The following is a 16,779-nucleotide window of genomic DNA, read 5'->3' as shown; positions in this document are numbered from 1 at the left end:
ATAATGACAGAGTTAGAGAAGAGCCTTTGCGTAAGGGTATATTTATTCATCCGCTATATTTCACGATTTACAACTTGAAAAAGCTTACGTAAACATTACATCATGTGATGTAAATAAAGATAACAGGCTGGCTGTGAATCCAAACGCGCGTGAACACATTGAAAAAATACTGACTCATATGACCCAATTGCCTGGTGTGTACAAAATGCTAGGCAAAGATGGGGAGTTACTATATGTCGGTAAAGCGAAGAATCTAAAAAATCGTGTCTCCAGCTATTTTGTTAAAACGATTGAGCATCCCAAGACACAAGCTCTGGTTGCACGTATTTATGATATCGAGACATTGATTGTTCGTTCTGAAACTGAAGCGCTACTATTAGAACAAAATCTTATTAAATTACATCGTCCGCCATATAACATCATGCTGCGGGACGATAAGTCTTATGTCTATATCTTTGTTTCCGCAGATAAACCTTATCCTCGTATTGCCAGTGGGCGAGGTAAAGGTAAGCATCAAATCGGAAAATTTTTTGGTCCTTATCCAAGTGCGTACAGCGCGCGAGATACTCTTTTAACCTTACAAAAACTATTTAATGTAAGACAGTGTGAAAATAGCTATTTTTCTCAACGCAAACGCCCTTGTCTACAATATCAAATCAAACGGTGTACAGCACCGTGTGTGGGGTTAATTAGCCCCGAAGACTATAAAGAAGATGTTGATAATTCAATTCGCTTCTTACAAGGCGATACTAAAGAGTTGAATCAGGAATTAATCGGCAAAATGGAGCAAGCGGCAGATGTTCTTGAGTTCGAAAAAGCGGTGTTTTATCGAGATCGGTTGTCTTTATTACGTGAAGTTCAAGCCCAACAAGCGGTGTTTAAAATAAAAGGTGAGGCTGATATTCTAGCCATTGCCTATCAAGCGGGCGTCACCTGCGTACAAATCATGTATGTGCGTAATGGTCGTATGCTGGGAGGAAAAAGCTATTTTCCAGATATGTTGGGTGATGATCTTGGACAAATGCTCAGTGATTTTATTGCTAACTTCTACTTCCAAGTGGCAGATGAAATCCCTTCTGAGTTGATTGTGAATGTCGAACTTCCTGATCGAGTTCAACTCGAAGAAGCGTTACAACAAACCTTTGAGAAGAAAGTTCAGATCAAGCACAAAGTTCGAGAAACACGGGCTGAGTGGCAAGAGCTTGCACAAATGAACGTGCAGCATGCAATTAAAGGGAAGTTGAGTAATCATTTAGAGTTGAATGAGCGTTTTCATCAACTTGAACAAGTTGCGGGACGTCCGATTGATCGGATTGAATGTTTTGATATTAGTCATACGATGGGAGAAGCACCAATCGCTTCCTGTGTGGTGTTCGATCAAGGTGGGGCGCGGAAAAGAGATTATCGTCAGTTCGCCATTCAGGACATTACAGGTGGCGATGACTATGCAGCGATGCGTCAAGCACTGATTCGTCGTTATAAGAAGAATATGTTACCTGACCTTTTACTGATTGATGGTGGTAAAGGGCAGTTGCATATGGCTATGGATGTCATGCAAGAGCTTGGTCTAGATGCATTTATGATTGGGGTCTCTAAAGGCGAAGGGCGAAAACCAGGTTTAGAAACCTTACATTTTACTGATGGTACAAAGATCCAATTGCCTGAAGACCACAAAGCTTTGCATTTGATTCAGCAAGTTCGAGATGAAGCACATCGTTTTGCCATCACCAAACATAGAGCCAAGCGAGATAAACGACGTAGTAGTTCTGTATTGGAAGCAATCCCAGGTTTAGGACCTAAACGTCGACGCGATTTATTGACTCATTTTGGCGGTATACAAGGCGTGCTAAAAGCTTCAGAAAAAGAATTAATGCTTGTTCCTGGTTTGGGAGAAGTGATGGCAAGGACGATTTATAAAATTCTTCATGAATAAAAGGGAGGATTGACCGAATCTTTCATAGAGTTGTGGATAAATGATCATTCACAAAACTTAAGAAACGTTGAAAGATAAAGTGAATTTGCTCTTTAAGGAATAATAATGTCACTGCTTGGATTGTATCAACAGCTAGAACAACAAGAATGGATTGATATTCCATCAGGATGGTTGCAAGGGCGTACGGTATTTGGTGGTCTTATCGCAGGTCTGCTCATTCAAAAAGCAATTCTTACAGTCAATGATTCAGAAAAACAGCTTTTAAGTTGCAGTGTCAGCTTTGTTGGACCTGTACAGCAAGGTGCAGCCAAATTGACGGCTGAAGTATTGAGACAAGGGAAATCAGTGACGACACTTGAAATTCGTCTTTGGCAAGACGATGCAGTGCAAAGTGTTTTAGTCGCAAGCTTCGGTTTGGGGCGAGAGTCGAGAATTGTGGTGAATAACCAACCAACAGTTCCTGACTACGTAACAGCAGATCAACTGGAAAAAATGGTTTATCTTGAAGGTTTGATGCCTGAATGCTTACAACAGTTCGAATTGTGTTGGGCTGAAGGACATTATCCAATGGCAGGTAGTAAGACACCTGATTTTGGTGGATGGTGTCGTTTTTCTCCTCAATTACACTCAAATCGTGATTTATATTTGGGTGATTTATTTTCTTTAATGGATGTGTGGCCGCCAGGTGTTTTGCCAATGTTTAAAACATCAGCACCAGCGAGCTCTTTAAGTTGGCACATTACATATATACACCCGATTGAAAATCAACTGCATGACTGGTTTAAATATAAAGTCGTTACTGAGTTTGCAGAACACGGTTATTCAACAGAATATGCTTATCTTTGGGATAGTGAAAATCGATTAATTGCGATCCTTAGGCAGACGGTTGCCATTTTTGCCTAGTCGACACTTCCTCGTATTTCGTATAAAGTTGCTTACAGATGGATACAATCTCGGCACAACCTTTGTGCAATATGCATATTTGATGCGACCAACATGGCGGTGTTTATGAGCACAGGGCGAATCCTGAACATTCCTAATATTCTAACATTGGCACGTATTGCCTTTATTCCTGTTTTTTTGGTGATTGCCTATTGGCCACCAGCGATTGGAATTGCTGAGCATCATGGTGGGATGATGCGACATTTGATTTTGACCGCGATCTTTGTCCTTGCAGCTGTAACAGATTGGTTTGATGGCTACCTCGCAAGGACATTAAATCAAACATCGGCTTTTGGACGCTTTCTCGATCCTGTCGCTGATAAATTGATGGTCGCTGCTGCTTTGATTGTTTTGGTTCAATGGCAACCTACAATTTCCATGGCATTTGCTGCGATTGTGATTATTTCTCGTGAAATTACAGTTTCAGCATTGCGTGAATGGATGGCAGAATTGGGTGCAAGAACCAATGTTGCGGTTTCAACCGTAGGTAAATATAAAACTGCCTTTCAAATGATTGCGATTAGCGTATTTTTGTTGAACTGGAAGCCATTAGAAATCTGGGCGTATGCTTTATTGTATGCTGCGGTGATATTAACCTTGTGGTCGATGATTATATATCTACGAGCTGCATGGCCTTATTTAAAACAGCCCTAATTGCTCTCATCAATCTAATAGCATCAAATCTAAGAAGCTCTCTAACTAGAGGGCTTTTTTATTGCCTCATATACAGCTCAAGAAAAAAGCCCATAACGAATATGAGCTTAGTTCTCTGAGGAAAGTCATGCTCTTTTTGGGAGAGTATGCTGAAGAACATAATCATAATATGAGAATATACTGATATTTACAACGCATGAAAGTGTAAAGATTTTTTAATATTCTCAGTTTTGATTTGCTTGGTTTTCAGTCAGTGTTGCAAATTTATATTCGATCTGAGCTGCATTGCTTTGTAAGATTTCGATAAGCTTCTGAATATTCAGAAAATCAAAACGATTTTTTGATGCAACTAAGGTCAAGGCGATCGGTGCTTCCTTTGTGGAAAAACGTATCGGTACAGACAGACCGCAAACTTGTGGATCAATTTCACCTTGAGATAAATAAAATCCCTGCTTTTTGATTTTTTTCATCTGTTGAGCGAATTCATCTAGATCATGGGCAAAGCCAACTTTGGCAAGCTCATTTGAGAATTGCTCATAGTAAGACTGAATTCTTTGTTTGGTTAAATGAGCAATCACAATTTTAGGTGATGCCCCCACATATACAGGTCGAGGACAGCCACGTCCGTATGAAAGCAGCTCGGCTGCTTTGAAGGTTTCATGATGTAAATCAATACAGTAATCATGATTCAAATAGGTGAGTAAGCAGCAAAGTTCTGTACGATCTACGATGTCTCGCATGAACGGAATACTGATTTGTACTAAAGGATCTGTACTATGCGAAATATAGTCTAAAACCGCTATTTTAGAGCCTAAAGTGTAGTCACCAGATGTTCCACTAATACGTTTCAAGATATCAGTTGATACTAGTTCCTTTAAATAGCGATATGCAGTGGGTTTTGAGAGATTGAGCTCATCACAAATGATATCAACGTTGATAATCGGGCGAGAAACTGAAAATAAGTCCAGTACAGTGAGAATTTTACCAAAACTCGAAATTGCCATGATGAGCTGTTTACTCCTTAAAAATAGTCTAAAGCTGTGGCTTTTATTTGCTTTATAACAGAAAAGTCATTCAGCGGGTATGCACTTTTAGCGTAGTTGATTCTAAAACGTATGAATAAGTTCTCTGATGAGAAAAATGATATTTTTTGCATGATATATTTTATATTTAATTAAATAATTATCAAATTGTGATAATTTATGTTGACTAAATTGCTTAGTTTTGAAAAAATTATAAGCACAATTTCTTCATTGGATAATTTGTTTTAAATTTATCCCTGAAATGTTTGCCATTCCGATCAGTTCATTCTATTTCACGGTCAATTGAATGCTCTTTTAGTCTCTATCAAGAAGCTAAATGCAGCTGAGTTGTGTTGTGAATTTGCGTTTCCTAACGCGGTTAGTATTGAGAAAAGTTCATGTTATTTAAACAGTTGTTGGCTTTTAGGCCGAGTCGACTTGATATTATTTTTGCGTGCAAAACCTTTGTCGCAGGGATGTTGGCACTGTTTATTTCATTTGAGCTTGATTTGATTAACCCAATGTGGTCGATAGGGACGGTATTAATTATTGCCAGTCCTTACTCTGGAATGGTTTCTTCCAAATGTATTTATCGCTTGGTTGGTACGGCTGCAGGAGCAATTATCGCGTTGCTTTTGACACCACATTTTATCAATACGCCGTGGTTGTTTACGATCATCTTGGCACTGTGGGTCGGGTTTGCACTGTATATATCGCTCTTGGATCGTACTCCACGTAGCTATGTATTTATGTTGGCTGGATATTCCACCGCAATGATTGTGTATAACGCCATCACTTATGTTGATAGCTATAATATTTTTGATATTGCTCTTGCACGAGTTTTAGAAATCTCTGTAGGTGTGATTTCAACCGCTGTCGTTTCAGCAACTTTTTTTCCTGTTCATGTAGGTGCCATGATTAAACAACGTGTCATCAAAATTTTGCAGGATCTGGAAAATATTTTTGAAAAACTCATTTCAGCCCAAGATACAAACCAAAATTACACACAAATTTTAGGGGTGATCACTCGTGATGCATCAGATATTCATGCTCTAGCAGTTCATCTCGCTTATGAAAAAGGCGAGTTGCAAGGTATGACCAAACCTCTACAAGAAATGCTGCATCAGGTCTCGCTTGTTGTAGCCAATCTAGTTGCCATGTCTCAACGGATTAAACAATTAGAGCAAATGCCATTAACTACATTAGCTCCAAGGTTAAGCCAACTACGACAACAGACCTTACAGTTTTTAAATCAAGAAAAACAATTAACTGCCGATAACTTACGTGATTTACCACCACAGTTTGAACAAGATTTTAGCGAATTGATTGCGATGGCTTCGTCTGGACAAAAGACTGTGTTGGCTGCCTTAAAAATGGATGTACGTCATTTTATCGCCAATATGTTGGCAGTGAAGTTACTTTGGCAACAGATCCAGAAAGGTTATAAAGAAATCCCATCAGAGATAACTACGATCACCACCAAATATCCAAGTTTACACCGTGATCATGGTATCGCGGTACGCGGTGGAATCAGTGCGGTTCTCATCACTTTCATCGTGACAGGAGCGTGGATTTTATCAGGTTGGAAAGCTGGATTTATGATGGCGCAAATGGGTGCGATCACAGCGTGTATTTTGACTGCTTTGGATAATCCTGTGCCTGTGTTGCGCATATTTATCTGGGGGAGCATCGTTTCAGCGGGATTGGTTTTTATTTATGCGTTTGGAATTTTTCCCCACATTACGCACTTTTGGCAGTTAGCACTGGTACTTTTTCCAATTTTCCTTGTGGCTGTAAGCATGATGGCAAATCAAATGCTAATGCCGATTGGTATGGTTTTAGGCATTAATACCATGATGGGGCTGAATTTACACAATAAATATTCAATGGATGCGGTGTCTTATTTAGACAGCTCCTTTGCCATGATTTTAGGTGTTTTGGTCTCATTAATTGTGATTGATTTGGTTCGTGCTGTTTCACCCGATACAAGCGCAACACGTATTTTAAGTTTGCATTACCAAGCGATGCGTCAAGCTTTAACACTGAGTTATGGGATTGATTTCAAAATTCATTTACGCAGCATGCTTGATCGAGTTGGGGTTCTAAATAGCAAGATGGTACAAAATGCTGAACTGAAATATGCCATCCAAAATGCCTTAATTGAAAGTGCATCGATTGTTGATCTTGTGCGATTACAGGAAATCCGCCAAAAGCTTCCACATTATGTGGACTTGCAAATGCAAATTGCTCTTTTAGAGCAGCAGCTTGCTGAATATTTTCAAACACAATCAGAGCAACTTTCACTTCAAACTTTTCCAACGAAAATCCTTCAGCAAATCGAAGTGGTCAAGCATCTTGCAACGCCAATTAGTGAAGATGAGTTGTATTAAAGATTATTGATTTCACTGAATAATATTCTCAAAAGCATAGGGCATGCTTCAGATTTAGAGGTGAATTTAAATATGAATAACGTTGAGGTTGCTCATGGGTGAAATCAATCTATATGGAATTTATATTCCAACGTTGTTAGTGCAAGCCGTGATTGCTTATGTGCTGTTTAAGATGTTGAGTCCATTTGTAGACCGTTTCGCTCAGATGGGATGGATCGGGTTACCCAGTATTTTTAATCTCTGCTTCTATTTAGCTTTGATGCTTTGTGTGCATGAGATTTTTGTCCGACTTTGGATTTGAGCTAAATTTTTGATTGTTTAAATTTCTCTGATTTAAAAATGAGTAGTAAAGGTGAAGAACATGAATGCATTTGATATGCGAAAAGTCATACGACCCGTGGTTCTTTTCATTGCCATTATTGTGGCGATATACACGGTTGTGCATTTATGGAATTACTATAATGCGGCACCTTGGACGCGAGATGGTCGTGTCCGTGGCGATGTCATTCAAGTGGCTTCAGATGTCAATGGTTTGGTGACTGAGGTTTTGGTACAAGACAACCAAACTGTAAAGAAAGGACAGGTCTTGTTTAAAATTGATGTCGCACGTCAAGCATTGGATGTGGAGCAAGCCAAATCTGATCTTGCGAAAGCTAAAGCAGGTCTAGCACAAGCTCAAGCGACTCTCGCGGGTACCAAAGCTAGCTTAGTAAAGACCGAAGCCAATATGAAACTTGCCGAAAAGAATGCAGCTCGATATACCAGTCTTATGGATGGTGCAATTTCCAAACAGGAACAAGATCAAGTTTTTGCTGCACGTGATCAAGCTTTTGCTGAACGCGAACAATTAAAAGCAAGTATTGAACAAGCCAATGCTGCGATTGAACAGCAACATGCGTTACTGGATGTGGCGACAAGTAATTTGCACTTGGCAGAATTGAATTTACATCGTTCAGAAGTTGTTGCTCCTGCCGATGGAACTTTATCAAATTTTGATTTACGTGTGGGTAATTACGTTAAAGTTGGACAAGCTGTAGCAGCTCTTTTAGATCGTCAGCAACTTTATGTGGTTGGTTATTTTGAAGAAACAAAACTTGACCGTATTCATGTTGGAGATATTGCAACAGTTCAATTGATGGGGGACAAACAACGTATTCGTGGTCATGTGCAAGGTATTGCATCTGGGATTGAAGATCGCGAGCGTTCGGGCAGTTCAAACTTATTGGCAAATGTAAATCCAACTTTTAGTTGGGTACGATTGGCTCAACGAGTGCCTGTGAAAATTGTATTAGATGAACCACCACAAAATCCATTGGCATTCGTTTCTGGACGCACTGCAACGGTGAGAGTGATTGAGAAATAAGCTTTGAAGTTGTTAATAAATGAAACCTGTAGAGTGATATTGGTTAGGAAAGCTCATAAGCTCAATTCAACGTTGTTATTCCGTTCCGCCTTCAATGTTAATTCAGCTCAAAAGGCGATATGGATATCGCCCGCCAAGATATTCATTTATATCTAAGATGTCTGATTAAGGTGTGATGCCTGTAGGATCGCGATACCAGCTTTGTATCAACAACGCTGCTGCAAAGCTATCTGCTGATAAGCGTTTTGCTTGACCTTTACTTTGATAAGATTCGAGTTCTTCTCTCGCTTCACGAGTTGTTAGGCGTTCATCCACCATCCACGTTTGGATATTTGTCTGGTGACGTAAACGACGAGCGAATTTACGAGCGCGTACAGAGAGTTCGGATTCACTATCATCCATATTCAAAGGTAGCCCGACTAGAAATAAGTTCGGTTGCCACTCTTTAACAAGTTTGAGTAATTGGTTCCAGTCAGGGATGCCATCTTTCATTATAAATAAAGGCAGTGGATTGGCACTTTCAATCGCGGATTGACCAATCGCAATGCCCATTTTTTGTGTACCAAAATCAAATGCCATAATCGACTGGGAAGTTTCTATATCAGGCATGACCAATCTCAGAAGCAAACCAAGTACGATCTACACCGATTTTTTTATAAGCCGCATCCCAACGATCGCCGTATGGAAGATTAAAAATAAGATCCATATCTGAATCGCAAATCAACCAGTCACCACGAGTGATTTCATCTTCAAGTTGATTTTTACCCCAACTCGCATAGCCTAGAGCAATTTGATAGCGACCAACGCCTTCATTGTGAGCAATCGCATCTAAGATATCTTTACTGGTGGTAATGCAGACATTTTCTCCTACCGCAATAGAGGAGTGCCAAGTCGGTTGACCAGTATGTAGAACGAAGCCTGCTTCTGGGCGTAAAGGACCGCCCTGCAAGACCGCGTGAGGGTGAACATTATCAGCATCAATCTCCAAATCATTGAGAAGTTCTTTGATTTGTAAATCAGACGGACGATTGATAATGATGCCTTGTGCACCGTCTTCATCATGGCGCGCAACATAGATGACAGTATTTGCAAAGAAGTCATCTGCCATGTCTGGTGGAGCGATGAGACAACGGTGAGTTAAGTATTGTTTCGTCACCTAGGCGGTTCTCCATCAAAAGAATGTACGTTTCTATCTATATAGGTTCTTTATATCAACATACAAGAGTTAATCGGATTTCGCCAATCATTTTCTGATATTTTGCCCTAAAAATCAGGCAGGCTGAAACTTAAGCTGTCGCAACTGCTTCGCATGTTGCAAAGTTGTCTCACTAATTTCGACACCACCAGACATACGAGCAAGTTCTAGAATACGCTGTTCTTCGTCGAGTTCGATGATGGTACTGCTAGCTGGATCAGTTTGTTGTTTTTTGACCAGTAGATGTTGATCGGATTGCGCCGCAACCTGTGCTTGGTGAGTAATACATAGTAATTGAACATGCTGTGCTAAATCAGCCAGTAATCGTCCTACAACTTCTGCAGTTCCACCACTAATTCCGACATCAATTTCATCAAATACTAGAACTTCTGCTTCGGTCTTCTCAGCATTCATGACTTGCATGACTAAAGCAATACGAGAAAGCTCACCACCTGAGGCAACTCGTGCTAATGGTTGTGGAGGAATTCCTTTATTTGCAGTGAATAGCAGTTGAATAAAGCTTAGGCCTTCTGATGATGCTTGTTCTAATGGTTCGAATTTGAATTCAAAATGAGCTTCAGGAAGAGCCAAAGGTTTGACTTGTTCCGTCAGTTGTTTGGCTAGTGGAATCGCAGCGGTGCGACGAATATCATCTAAGTGCTGTGCTTTTTCAATAAAGGATTGATAGGCAATTTCAACTTGTTCAGCCAAAGTTTCAGGATCTTCAAGTTGATGAAGTTGTTCTAATTCCTGTTGCCATTGTTCAAAATCTTGTTTGAGGGACTCTGGTTGAGTTCTGTATTTACGTGCCAGACGATGGAAGATTTCAAGTGTAGAATTTAATTGCTCCATGCGTTCAGGATCGAAACTTTGGCGATCTATGAACTGACGCAAGCTTGCTGTGGCATCTTCAATTTCGCTTTGTGCATTTAATAAAGAATTATAAATGGTTGAAAGCAGTTCGCTGCGTCCAGCATGAGACTCTAACCGACGGATAATCGATGAGATTTCTTGAGTAATATTTTGTTCAGCTACATCTAATACATTTAGGCTATAACCACAGTCTTGCATGATGTGTTCGTGATGGCTTAAGCGATCAAATTCTTGTTCAATTTCTCGATAGTCTGTTTGTACGATTTCTTCAAGTTCCTCTAATTGTGCTTCTAAGCTTTGTATCTTTTGCAGGCGAGTGGCTTGCGCATCTAACGCGGCTTGGTGTTGTCGAATATTTTGCTGCCAAATGCTATACGATTCACGAACTGCTTGTGCTTGATCACCAAAATTGTGATAACGATCTAACCAGTGTTTTGGATAAGGTGGTTCTAGAAGTTGTTGCTGGCTGTGCTGGCTGTAGAGTTGGACTAATAATCGCCCGATTTCTTTAAGTTCAGCAAGGCTACTAGGTCTTCCATTAATCCAAGCTTTACTACGGCCAGTTGCAAATATGACGCGACGCAAATGAATCTCGCCTGATTCATCATCAAGCTCATGATCTATGAGCCAATTGGCTTCAGCACTATCAGCTTGGTAGCTAAAAATAGCCGTAACGTCAGCTTTATCTGCACCATATCGGACATAATTTGTATCTGTGCGTTCACCCAAACATGCGGATAAGGCATCTAACAATAAAGATTTTCCTGCGCCTGTTTCTCCTGTGAGAACATTAAAGCCTTGTTCAATATCTAAAGCTAAGTGGTCAGCGAGTGCAAAATTAATTAAAGTTAAATGGGTGAGCATAAACGCATCCAATGCACAGATTGTTTTGCTTAAAGATAGAGAGTTTTTATAGTGGCGACAAGTCGTGATTCACCTATTTTGTTGCTTTCACTACAAAACGATTTATTGGAATTTGGAAAAATGAATAAGTCATATTGTTTGATAAGCAAAGAGCTGAAAGTGCATGATTTCAAGCTGATCCATAATTTAAACTAATAATGTTTTAGCGGTGTTGTTTTTTTAAGTGCTTCAGATGGTTTATTTCTGAAGTCGATATCATATATTGAAGTTTGATTTTCTTAATATTCATTATTCATCGCGGTGCAAATTACTTTGTGCTTGGCAAAATTAACGAAGATCATTCTGTCCACTGGTAACATGGTTGTTTGCCTTGTGATTGGGCAAAAGTTCCTTTGCTAGTTTTTCTTTATTTGGCATAGCTGTTCGCCTTGCACTCAGGCAAAGTTACACTTTGTGCTTTTTCGCCACTCGTAACATAACTACTCGTCTAGCACTCGGACAAAGCTTCGCTTTGTTTTTTCCTCGTTCAGGTATGAAAATTGCTGTATTTACGCCAGAAAATGGATTGATTAGTTGTAAAGGCACAATTAAACTACGTCCAGCATAACCTAATATAAATGCGGCAGAATTTGGAGAGTACGCATGAGTTCAGTGCAGTTTGATCATGTAACGGTCATTAAGAAATCGAATGTGTATTTTGGCGGGGCATGTATTAGCCATACAGTACAATTTGAAGATGGTACAAAAAAAACTTTAGGCGTTATTTTACCTACTGAACAACCTTTGACTTTTGAAACACACGTCCCAGAGCGTATGGAAATTATTTCTGGTGAGTGTCGTGTAAAAATTGCAGATAGTACAGAAAGTGAATTATTCCGTGCGGGGCAGTCATTCTATGTCCCTGGAAACAGTGTATTCCATATTGAAGCAGATGAAGTACTTGATTATGTGTGTCATTTAGAAGGTTAACCTTTTCCTTCATAAATCGAGTACACTATATCTGAAGAAAATCCTGTAAAGTCATTTACAGGATTTTTTTATTAAATTCCCTTGCGGAGCTATTCGCTCCTCACCTGTAAAGTCATTTACAGGATTTTTTATTTTCAAAATCCCCCCAAATATCCTGCTTTAAGTGGGAATGCAGAAAAGAGGTCGCTCATGGCAAAACCTGAATATTATTATGGCGTTCATTCCGTGGAGTCATTATTAGAATTGGAGCCTGAGCGAGTACTCACATTGTTTACGCTTAAAGGTCGAGATGATCAGCGTTTACAAAAAATCTTAGCACTTGCGGAACCTTTCGGGATTAGTGTGCAAAAGGCAAGCCGTGACAGTCTGGAAAAACTAGCAGGAATGCCATTCCACCAAGGGGTTGTTGCTGCTGTACGTCCTCATCCAACGCTTAATGAAAAAGATTTAGATCAATTAATGCAGCAGCATCCCGATGCGTTATTGTTGGCACTTGATCAAGTGACTGATCCACATAATTTAGGTGCTTGCATCAGAACTGCAGCCGCAATGGGAGTTCAAGCAGTCATCGTACCTAGAGATCGTTCAGCAAGTTTGACGCCAACAGCACGTAAAGTTGCAGCAGGTGGTGCAGAAAAGGTTAAGTTTATTCAGGTCACTAATCTTGCTCGTACCTTAGCGCATTTAAAAGAGACTACTCATACTCGTGTGATTGGTACAATGCTTGATGAGAAGGCTTTGCCTATTCAGCAATGTGATTTTAGTGGTTCGGTTGTGATAGTGATGGGCGCTGAAGACACAGGACTTCGACCAATTACCCAATCGCAATGTGATCAAACAGTGTTTATCCCAATGGCAGGTGATTTGCAGAGTTTAAATGTAAGTGTTGCAACAGGTATGGCACTTTATGAGGCATGTCGACAGCGTACTACTGTATAATCATCGTTACGCTCTATTCAAAATTGAAAAATGACAGTTCGCTCGCAAGGTTATCTTTTTGTCCTGATCACGATGTGTATATGGGGCGGATTTACTATTTTTTCCCGACTTAATGCGCATTGGCATGTCAGTATGTGGGATTTGGTTGCGATGCGCTTTGCAATTGCTTCTGTTATTTTAGTGCCTGTTTTAATTTATAAAAAAGATTTTGCCTTTTTATGGCATCCACGCCCTTTGATTTTGGCACTGATCGGCGGTCTAGGCTATTGTTTTACCGTATATACCGCTTTTCTGCATGCCCCAGCTGCACATGCTGCTATTTTTTTAAATGGTTGTATCCCTTTGTGTACTGCTATTGCTGCATATTTATTATTTAGACAGCCTTTTGATAAACATACGTGGTTCAGTATTGCAATTATGATGAGTGCATTATTAGTCATGAGTTATTTAATGCTGCATGATCAAAGTGCTGTATTGGGTTGGGGGGATCTGTTGCTGTTTATTAGTGCGGTGTGGTGGGGTATTTTTACCGTTCTCCTAAAGCAATGGAAGCTATCTGCTTGGCATTCAACAGCGGGTGTAGTAATTTGGTCTGCGATCATCTATCTACCAATCTATATTTTATTTATTCCAAAACATTTTCAAGATGCAGAACCTCTTCACCTCTTGATCCAAGGGCTTTTTCATGGTGTGTTGGTGGTGATCGTTGCGACTTTGACTTATGTTGCAGCTATTCAAAGATTAGGCGCATTTAAAACGGGAAGTATTGTAACTTTAGCACCATTTATAGCAGCTGTTGTCGCTGTTCCATTGTTAGATGAACCAATCAATCTCGCCATTATCAGTGGTTTGATTGGAATGGCGATTGGTGCACTTCAACCGTGGCGATGGTTTCAAAAAGACACCTTAGAGGCTCAGCTCGAACAACAAAACAAAAATTAATATTCAGCGCGTTGCAGATAACTGAGATGTAATGGTTTTAATTGTTGGTGTAGATGTTCTAGTAACCCATCATTTACCACAATGTCATTTGCCAAACGTTGCTTTTCAGAGCGAGACATTTGTGCTTCAATAATATGACGAATTTGCTCTTCACTTTGCCCATCTCGTTGACTTGCGCGTTCCAATTGAACGTGCTCACTTGCATCGATCAATAAAGTATGATGAACGAGTTCATGTTGATTAGTTTCAAACAAAAGCGGTGAGACTAAAATGACATAGGGGCTTTCAGCTTGTTGTAATTGTTGAATGATAGATTGGCGAATAGCGGGATGTGTGATTTTTTCTAATGTCATACGTGCTTCAGGATGGCTGAAGATATGTTCTCTCAAGGCTCGACGATTTAAAGTTCCATCTTCTAATAGAACCCAATCTCCAAAAGCACGGTGTATTTCTTTTAAAGCAGGTTGATTTGGTGCTACGACTTCTCGAGCAACAATATCTGCATCTATTACAACAATACCTTGGGACTCAAACCATTGGGTTGCAGCAGATTTACCACTCCCAATACCACCCGTAATCCCCAAGATAAATGTCATATTAACCCCCAAGATACACTTTCATGATTTGCTCACCCCATAGAAAGGCAATCCAACCAGCAATTGCAATATAAGGACCAAATGCAAAAGGTTGATTTTCACCGCGCATTTTCATCAGCATAATACCAATAATTGCACCTACCATAGAAGAGAGTAATACGATGAGGGGTAACATCATCGGACCCATCCATGCACCAAGGGCGGCAAGCAGTTTAAAATCTCCATAGCCCATGCCTTCTTTGCCGGTGATGATTTTAAATAGGTAATACACAATCCAAAGACATAGAAAACCGATTAAATAGCCCCAGATCGCAGCACTAGCCGTTGTATAGATTGCAAAAGTATTAATACCTAGACCTAATGCTGCTAAAGGTAGCGTAAATCGATCAGGTAGTAATTGTGTATCAAAATCAATAAAAGTGAGTGCAATAAGTGTCCACGTTAGAATTAAGCCGAACAGCATCTGAATTGTTGCACCGAATACTGCTACAACGATCAATGAACAGATCATAGTAAGTAGTTCAATCAACGGGTAACGAATGCTAATTGGATTTTTGCAAGTGCCACATTTACCACGTAGCGCTAACCAACTAATAAGGGGGATGTTTTGGAACCATTTAATTGGCGTTTGACACTTAGGGCAGGTAGAAACTGGCTGACTTAATGTTAACTTGCTCTGATCTATGATCGGTTGTTCAGGGTGTAAAAGCATTTGGCATTCTTGATGCCATTCTTGCTCCATCATTTTTGGAGTGCGAAAGATCACAACATTTAAAAAACTGCCGATGCACAGGCTGATTAATCCAACTGCAAGGTAAAGTGCAGTTGGATTTTCTAAAAAGTAAAGGAAAAAAGATTGCATTACACTACAGAACCCATTTGGAAGATTGGTAGATACATGGCAATAACGAGACCACCCACTAACACACCAAGTATTGCCATAATAAGAGGTTCCATCATCGAAGTCAGACCATCGACTGCGTTGTCGACCTCATTTTCATAGTGTGTCGCGACTTTATCTAACATCGAATCAAGTGCACCTGACTCTTCACCAATTGCGACCATCTGAATTGCCATAGCAGGGAAGCGGTTTGAAACACGCATAGCAAATTGAAGTTGTTGTCCAGTCGCAACATCTTCTCTAATCTTAAGTACAGCTTCTTCATAAACAACATTATTGGTTGCACCTGCTGTAGATGTAAGCGCATCAATTAATGGCACGCCCGCCGCAAATGTCGTTGCTAGTGTACGACTGTAACGAGCAATAATTGCTTTGTATACGAGATCACCAAAGATTGGCAGTCTTAAAGCAAGTTTATCTAAGCCATCTCTAAATTTTTTACTGCGTTTTTTAGCTTCTAGGAATGCCGCAATAATTGCACCAATAACGATAATTAGAATGAACCAATACTTTTGCATCCATTCGGACATGCCGACAACCATTTTGGTAAATGCAGGTAAGTCTGCACCAAATGAACTAAATAGGTCTTGGAAAACGGGGACTACTTTAACCATCAAAATAATTGTAACGATCACAGCAACTACAATCACTGTAATCGGGTACTTCATTGCTTTTTTAATTTTTTGTTTGAGTAACTCACTTTTTTCCTTATATACAGCGACACGATCTAGCATGGTCTCAAGCGCGCCAGATTGTTCACCTGATTCAACCAGTGAACAAAATAAGGTATCGAAATATTGAGGATATTTTTTTAAAGCACCAGCGAAAGTATTACCACCTTCAACCTCGCTTTTTAATCCCAGGACAACCTCACGCATGGATGGGTTTTCCAAGCCTTCAGCAACTATCTCGAAACCTTGTACCAAGGGTACACCCGCTTTCATCATTGTAGCTAATTGGCGTGTGAAAACCGTAATATCTAAGGTCGTTACTTTTTTCTTCATAAAACCTTCGAGAATGTTTTTACGTTTTTCTCGAATATTTTTAATTGTCACACCTTGTTTACGTAAGGTGACTTTTGCTAAAGCCATATTACGTGCTGGAAGTTCCCCTTTAATTTTTGCCCCTGTACGATCGACCCCTTCATAGGCAAAAGTAGGCATCATTTGCGCTTTTTTCGCTGCCATGACCATTAA

16 protein-coding genes and 1 pseudogene are annotated in these 16,779 nt (G+C 39.9%); 10 read left to right on the top strand and 7 right to left on the bottom strand.

What is annotated here, in order from left to right; all coding sequences use genetic code 11:
- The first annotated feature begins 133 nt into the window (after nucleotides 1-133).
- The 3 genes from uvrC (at nucleotide 134) to pgsA (ending at nucleotide 3,529) form a co-directional block, all read left to right on the top strand.
- Entirely contained in the window at nucleotides 134-1,933 is a 1,800-nt protein-coding gene (gene uvrC / locus IRT38_RS17000; protein WP_194598316.1) for an excinuclease ABC subunit UvrC, read from the top strand.
- 105 nt (nucleotides 1,934-2,038) lie between these two features.
- A complete protein-coding gene (locus IRT38_RS16995; RefSeq protein WP_194598315.1) occupies nucleotides 2,039-2,836 on the top strand; it encodes a thioesterase family protein in 798 nt (265 codons plus the stop codon).
- A gap of 105 nt (nucleotides 2,837-2,941) precedes the next feature.
- The gene (pgsA, locus tag IRT38_RS16990) at nucleotides 2,942-3,529 is read left to right on the top strand and encodes a CDP-diacylglycerol--glycerol-3-phosphate 3-phosphatidyltransferase (RefSeq protein WP_004916874.1); all 588 of its coding nucleotides are present in this window, start codon (nucleotides 2,942-2,944) and stop codon (nucleotides 3,527-3,529) included.
- Nucleotides 3,530-3,753: 224 nt separating this feature from the next.
- On the opposite strand, the gene IRT38_RS16985 is transcribed toward pgsA, so the two are convergent.
- Entirely contained in the window at nucleotides 3,754-4,533 is a 780-nt protein-coding gene (locus IRT38_RS16985; protein WP_004958594.1) for an IclR family transcriptional regulator, read from the bottom strand.
- 416 nt (nucleotides 4,534-4,949) lie between these two features.
- Here IRT38_RS16985 and IRT38_RS16980 point away from each other — a divergent pair.
- The 3 genes and pseudogenes from IRT38_RS16980 (at nucleotide 4,950) to IRT38_RS16970 (ending at nucleotide 8,304) form a co-directional block, all read left to right on the top strand.
- Nucleotides 4,950-7,043, top strand: a pseudogene (locus IRT38_RS16980) (FUSC family protein).
- On the top strand, nucleotides 7,036-7,242 hold the full coding sequence (locus IRT38_RS16975) for a DUF1656 domain-containing protein (RefSeq protein ID WP_004916871.1): 207 nt from the start codon (nucleotides 7,036-7,038) through the stop codon (nucleotides 7,240-7,242). Before IRT38_RS16980 ends, IRT38_RS16975 begins: the two are co-directional and overlap by 8 nt.
- Nucleotides 7,243-7,302: 60 nt before the next feature.
- Nucleotides 7,303-8,304 carry an HlyD family secretion protein gene (locus IRT38_RS16970; RefSeq protein WP_194598314.1) on the top strand — a complete coding sequence of 334 codons (1,002 nt, stop codon included), beginning with the start codon at nucleotides 7,303-7,305 and terminating at the stop codon, nucleotides 8,302-8,304.
- Between the two features lie 165 nt (nucleotides 8,305-8,469).
- Here the strand turns inward: IRT38_RS16970 and ruvX are convergent, their stop codons facing one another.
- From ruvX to recN, 3 genes are all read right to left on the bottom strand, one after another.
- Nucleotides 8,470-8,913: a Holliday junction resolvase RuvX gene (gene ruvX, locus IRT38_RS16965; protein ID WP_194598313.1), complete on the bottom strand. Its 444-nt coding sequence runs from the start codon at nucleotides 8,911-8,913 to the stop codon at nucleotides 8,470-8,472.
- A complete protein-coding gene (locus IRT38_RS16960) occupies nucleotides 8,906-9,460 on the bottom strand; it encodes a YqgE/AlgH family protein (protein WP_004916866.1) in 555 nt (184 codons plus the stop codon). Before IRT38_RS16960 ends, ruvX begins: the two co-directional genes overlap by 8 nt.
- A 114-nt stretch (nucleotides 9,461-9,574) precedes the next feature.
- Nucleotides 9,575-11,236 carry a DNA repair protein RecN gene (recN, locus tag IRT38_RS16955; RefSeq protein ID WP_194598312.1) on the bottom strand — a complete coding sequence of 554 codons (1,662 nt, stop codon included), beginning with the start codon at nucleotides 11,234-11,236 and terminating at the stop codon, nucleotides 9,575-9,577.
- Nucleotides 11,237-11,687: 451 nt separating this feature from the next.
- Here recN and IRT38_RS16950 point away from each other — a divergent pair, with 451 nt between their 5' ends.
- From IRT38_RS16950 to IRT38_RS16935, 4 genes are all read left to right on the top strand, one after another.
- A complete protein-coding gene (locus IRT38_RS16950) occupies nucleotides 11,688-11,843 on the top strand; it encodes a hypothetical protein (protein WP_194598311.1) in 156 nt (51 codons plus the stop codon).
- Nucleotides 11,844-11,878: 35 nt separating this feature from the next.
- Nucleotides 11,879-12,205, top strand: a complete 327-nt coding sequence (locus tag IRT38_RS16945; RefSeq protein ID WP_004958605.1) for a pyrimidine/purine nucleoside phosphorylase — start codon at nucleotides 11,879-11,881, stop codon at nucleotides 12,203-12,205.
- A gap of 189 nt (nucleotides 12,206-12,394) precedes the next feature.
- Nucleotides 12,395-13,144 (top strand): 23S rRNA (guanosine(2251)-2'-O)-methyltransferase RlmB, encoded by a 750-nt coding sequence (rlmB, locus tag IRT38_RS16940; RefSeq protein ID WP_004916859.1) that lies wholly within the window; start codon nucleotides 12,395-12,397, stop codon nucleotides 13,142-13,144.
- Nucleotides 13,145-13,174: 30 nt separating this feature from the next.
- Nucleotides 13,175-14,086, top strand: a complete 912-nt coding sequence (locus IRT38_RS16935; protein ID WP_125298856.1) for a DMT family transporter — start codon at nucleotides 13,175-13,177, stop codon at nucleotides 14,084-14,086.
- On the opposite strand, the gene coaE is transcribed toward IRT38_RS16935, so the two are convergent.
- The 3 genes from coaE to IRT38_RS16920 are packed head-to-tail and all read right to left on the bottom strand — an operon-like array spanning nucleotide 14,083 to nucleotide 16,770.
- The gene (gene coaE / locus IRT38_RS16930; RefSeq protein WP_194598310.1) at nucleotides 14,083-14,682 is read right to left on the bottom strand and encodes a dephospho-CoA kinase; all 600 of its coding nucleotides are present in this window, start codon (nucleotides 14,680-14,682) and stop codon (nucleotides 14,083-14,085) included. The two genes, IRT38_RS16935 and coaE, sit on opposite strands and share 4 nt — an antisense overlap.
- Nucleotide 14,683: 1 nt before the next feature.
- Nucleotides 14,684-15,544, bottom strand: coding sequence for a prepilin peptidase (locus tag IRT38_RS16925; RefSeq protein WP_194598309.1), 861 nt, complete (start codon nucleotides 15,542-15,544; stop codon nucleotides 14,684-14,686).
- A complete protein-coding gene (locus IRT38_RS16920) occupies nucleotides 15,544-16,770 on the bottom strand; it encodes a type II secretion system F family protein (RefSeq protein ID WP_194598308.1) in 1,227 nt (408 codons plus the stop codon). The genes IRT38_RS16925 and IRT38_RS16920 overlap by 1 nt, the downstream gene beginning before the upstream one ends.
- Nucleotides 16,771-16,779 lie beyond the last annotated feature (9 nt).

The sequence above is a fragment of the Acinetobacter sp. SK-43 genome, from assembly GCF_015351505.1.
GTDB classification, from domain to species: Bacteria; Pseudomonadota; Gammaproteobacteria; order Pseudomonadales; family Moraxellaceae; genus Acinetobacter; species Acinetobacter junii.
This window is presented reverse-complemented; position numbering and strand designations above follow the sequence as displayed.

Excerpts from the sequence above, each read along its gene's own strand:
- IRT38_RS16995 (WP_194598315.1), top strand. The coding sequence starts at position 2,039 with ATGTCACTGCTTGGATTGTATCAACAGCTAGAACAACAAGAATGGATT.
- pgsA (WP_004916874.1), top strand. The coding sequence starts at position 2,942 with ATGAGCACAGGGCGAATCCTGAACATTCCTAATATTCTAACATTGGCA.
- IRT38_RS16985 (WP_004958594.1), bottom strand. The coding sequence starts at position 4,533 with ATGGCAATTTCGAGTTTTGGTAAAATTCTCACTGTACTGGACTTATTT.
- IRT38_RS16975 (WP_004916871.1), top strand. The coding sequence starts at position 7,036 with ATGGGTGAAATCAATCTATATGGAATTTATATTCCAACGTTGTTAGTG.
- IRT38_RS16970 (WP_194598314.1), top strand. The coding sequence starts at position 7,303 with ATGAATGCATTTGATATGCGAAAAGTCATACGACCCGTGGTTCTTTTC.
- ruvX (WP_194598313.1), bottom strand. The coding sequence starts at position 8,913 with ATGCCTGATATAGAAACTTCCCAGTCGATTATGGCATTTGATTTTGGT.
- recN (WP_194598312.1), bottom strand. The coding sequence starts at position 11,236 with ATGCTCACCCATTTAACTTTAATTAATTTTGCACTCGCTGACCACTTA.
- IRT38_RS16945 (WP_004958605.1), top strand. The coding sequence starts at position 11,879 with ATGAGTTCAGTGCAGTTTGATCATGTAACGGTCATTAAGAAATCGAAT.
- rlmB (WP_004916859.1), top strand. The coding sequence starts at position 12,395 with ATGGCAAAACCTGAATATTATTATGGCGTTCATTCCGTGGAGTCATTA.
- IRT38_RS16935 (WP_125298856.1), top strand. The coding sequence starts at position 13,175 with ATGACAGTTCGCTCGCAAGGTTATCTTTTTGTCCTGATCACGATGTGT.
- coaE (WP_194598310.1), bottom strand. The coding sequence starts at position 14,682 with ATGACATTTATCTTGGGGATTACGGGTGGTATTGGGAGTGGTAAATCT.
- IRT38_RS16925 (WP_194598309.1), bottom strand. The coding sequence starts at position 15,544 with ATGCAATCTTTTTTCCTTTACTTTTTAGAAAATCCAACTGCACTTTAC.
- IRT38_RS16920 (WP_194598308.1), bottom strand. The coding sequence starts at position 16,770 with ATGGCAGCGAAAAAAGCGCAAATGATGCCTACTTTTGCCTATGAAGGG.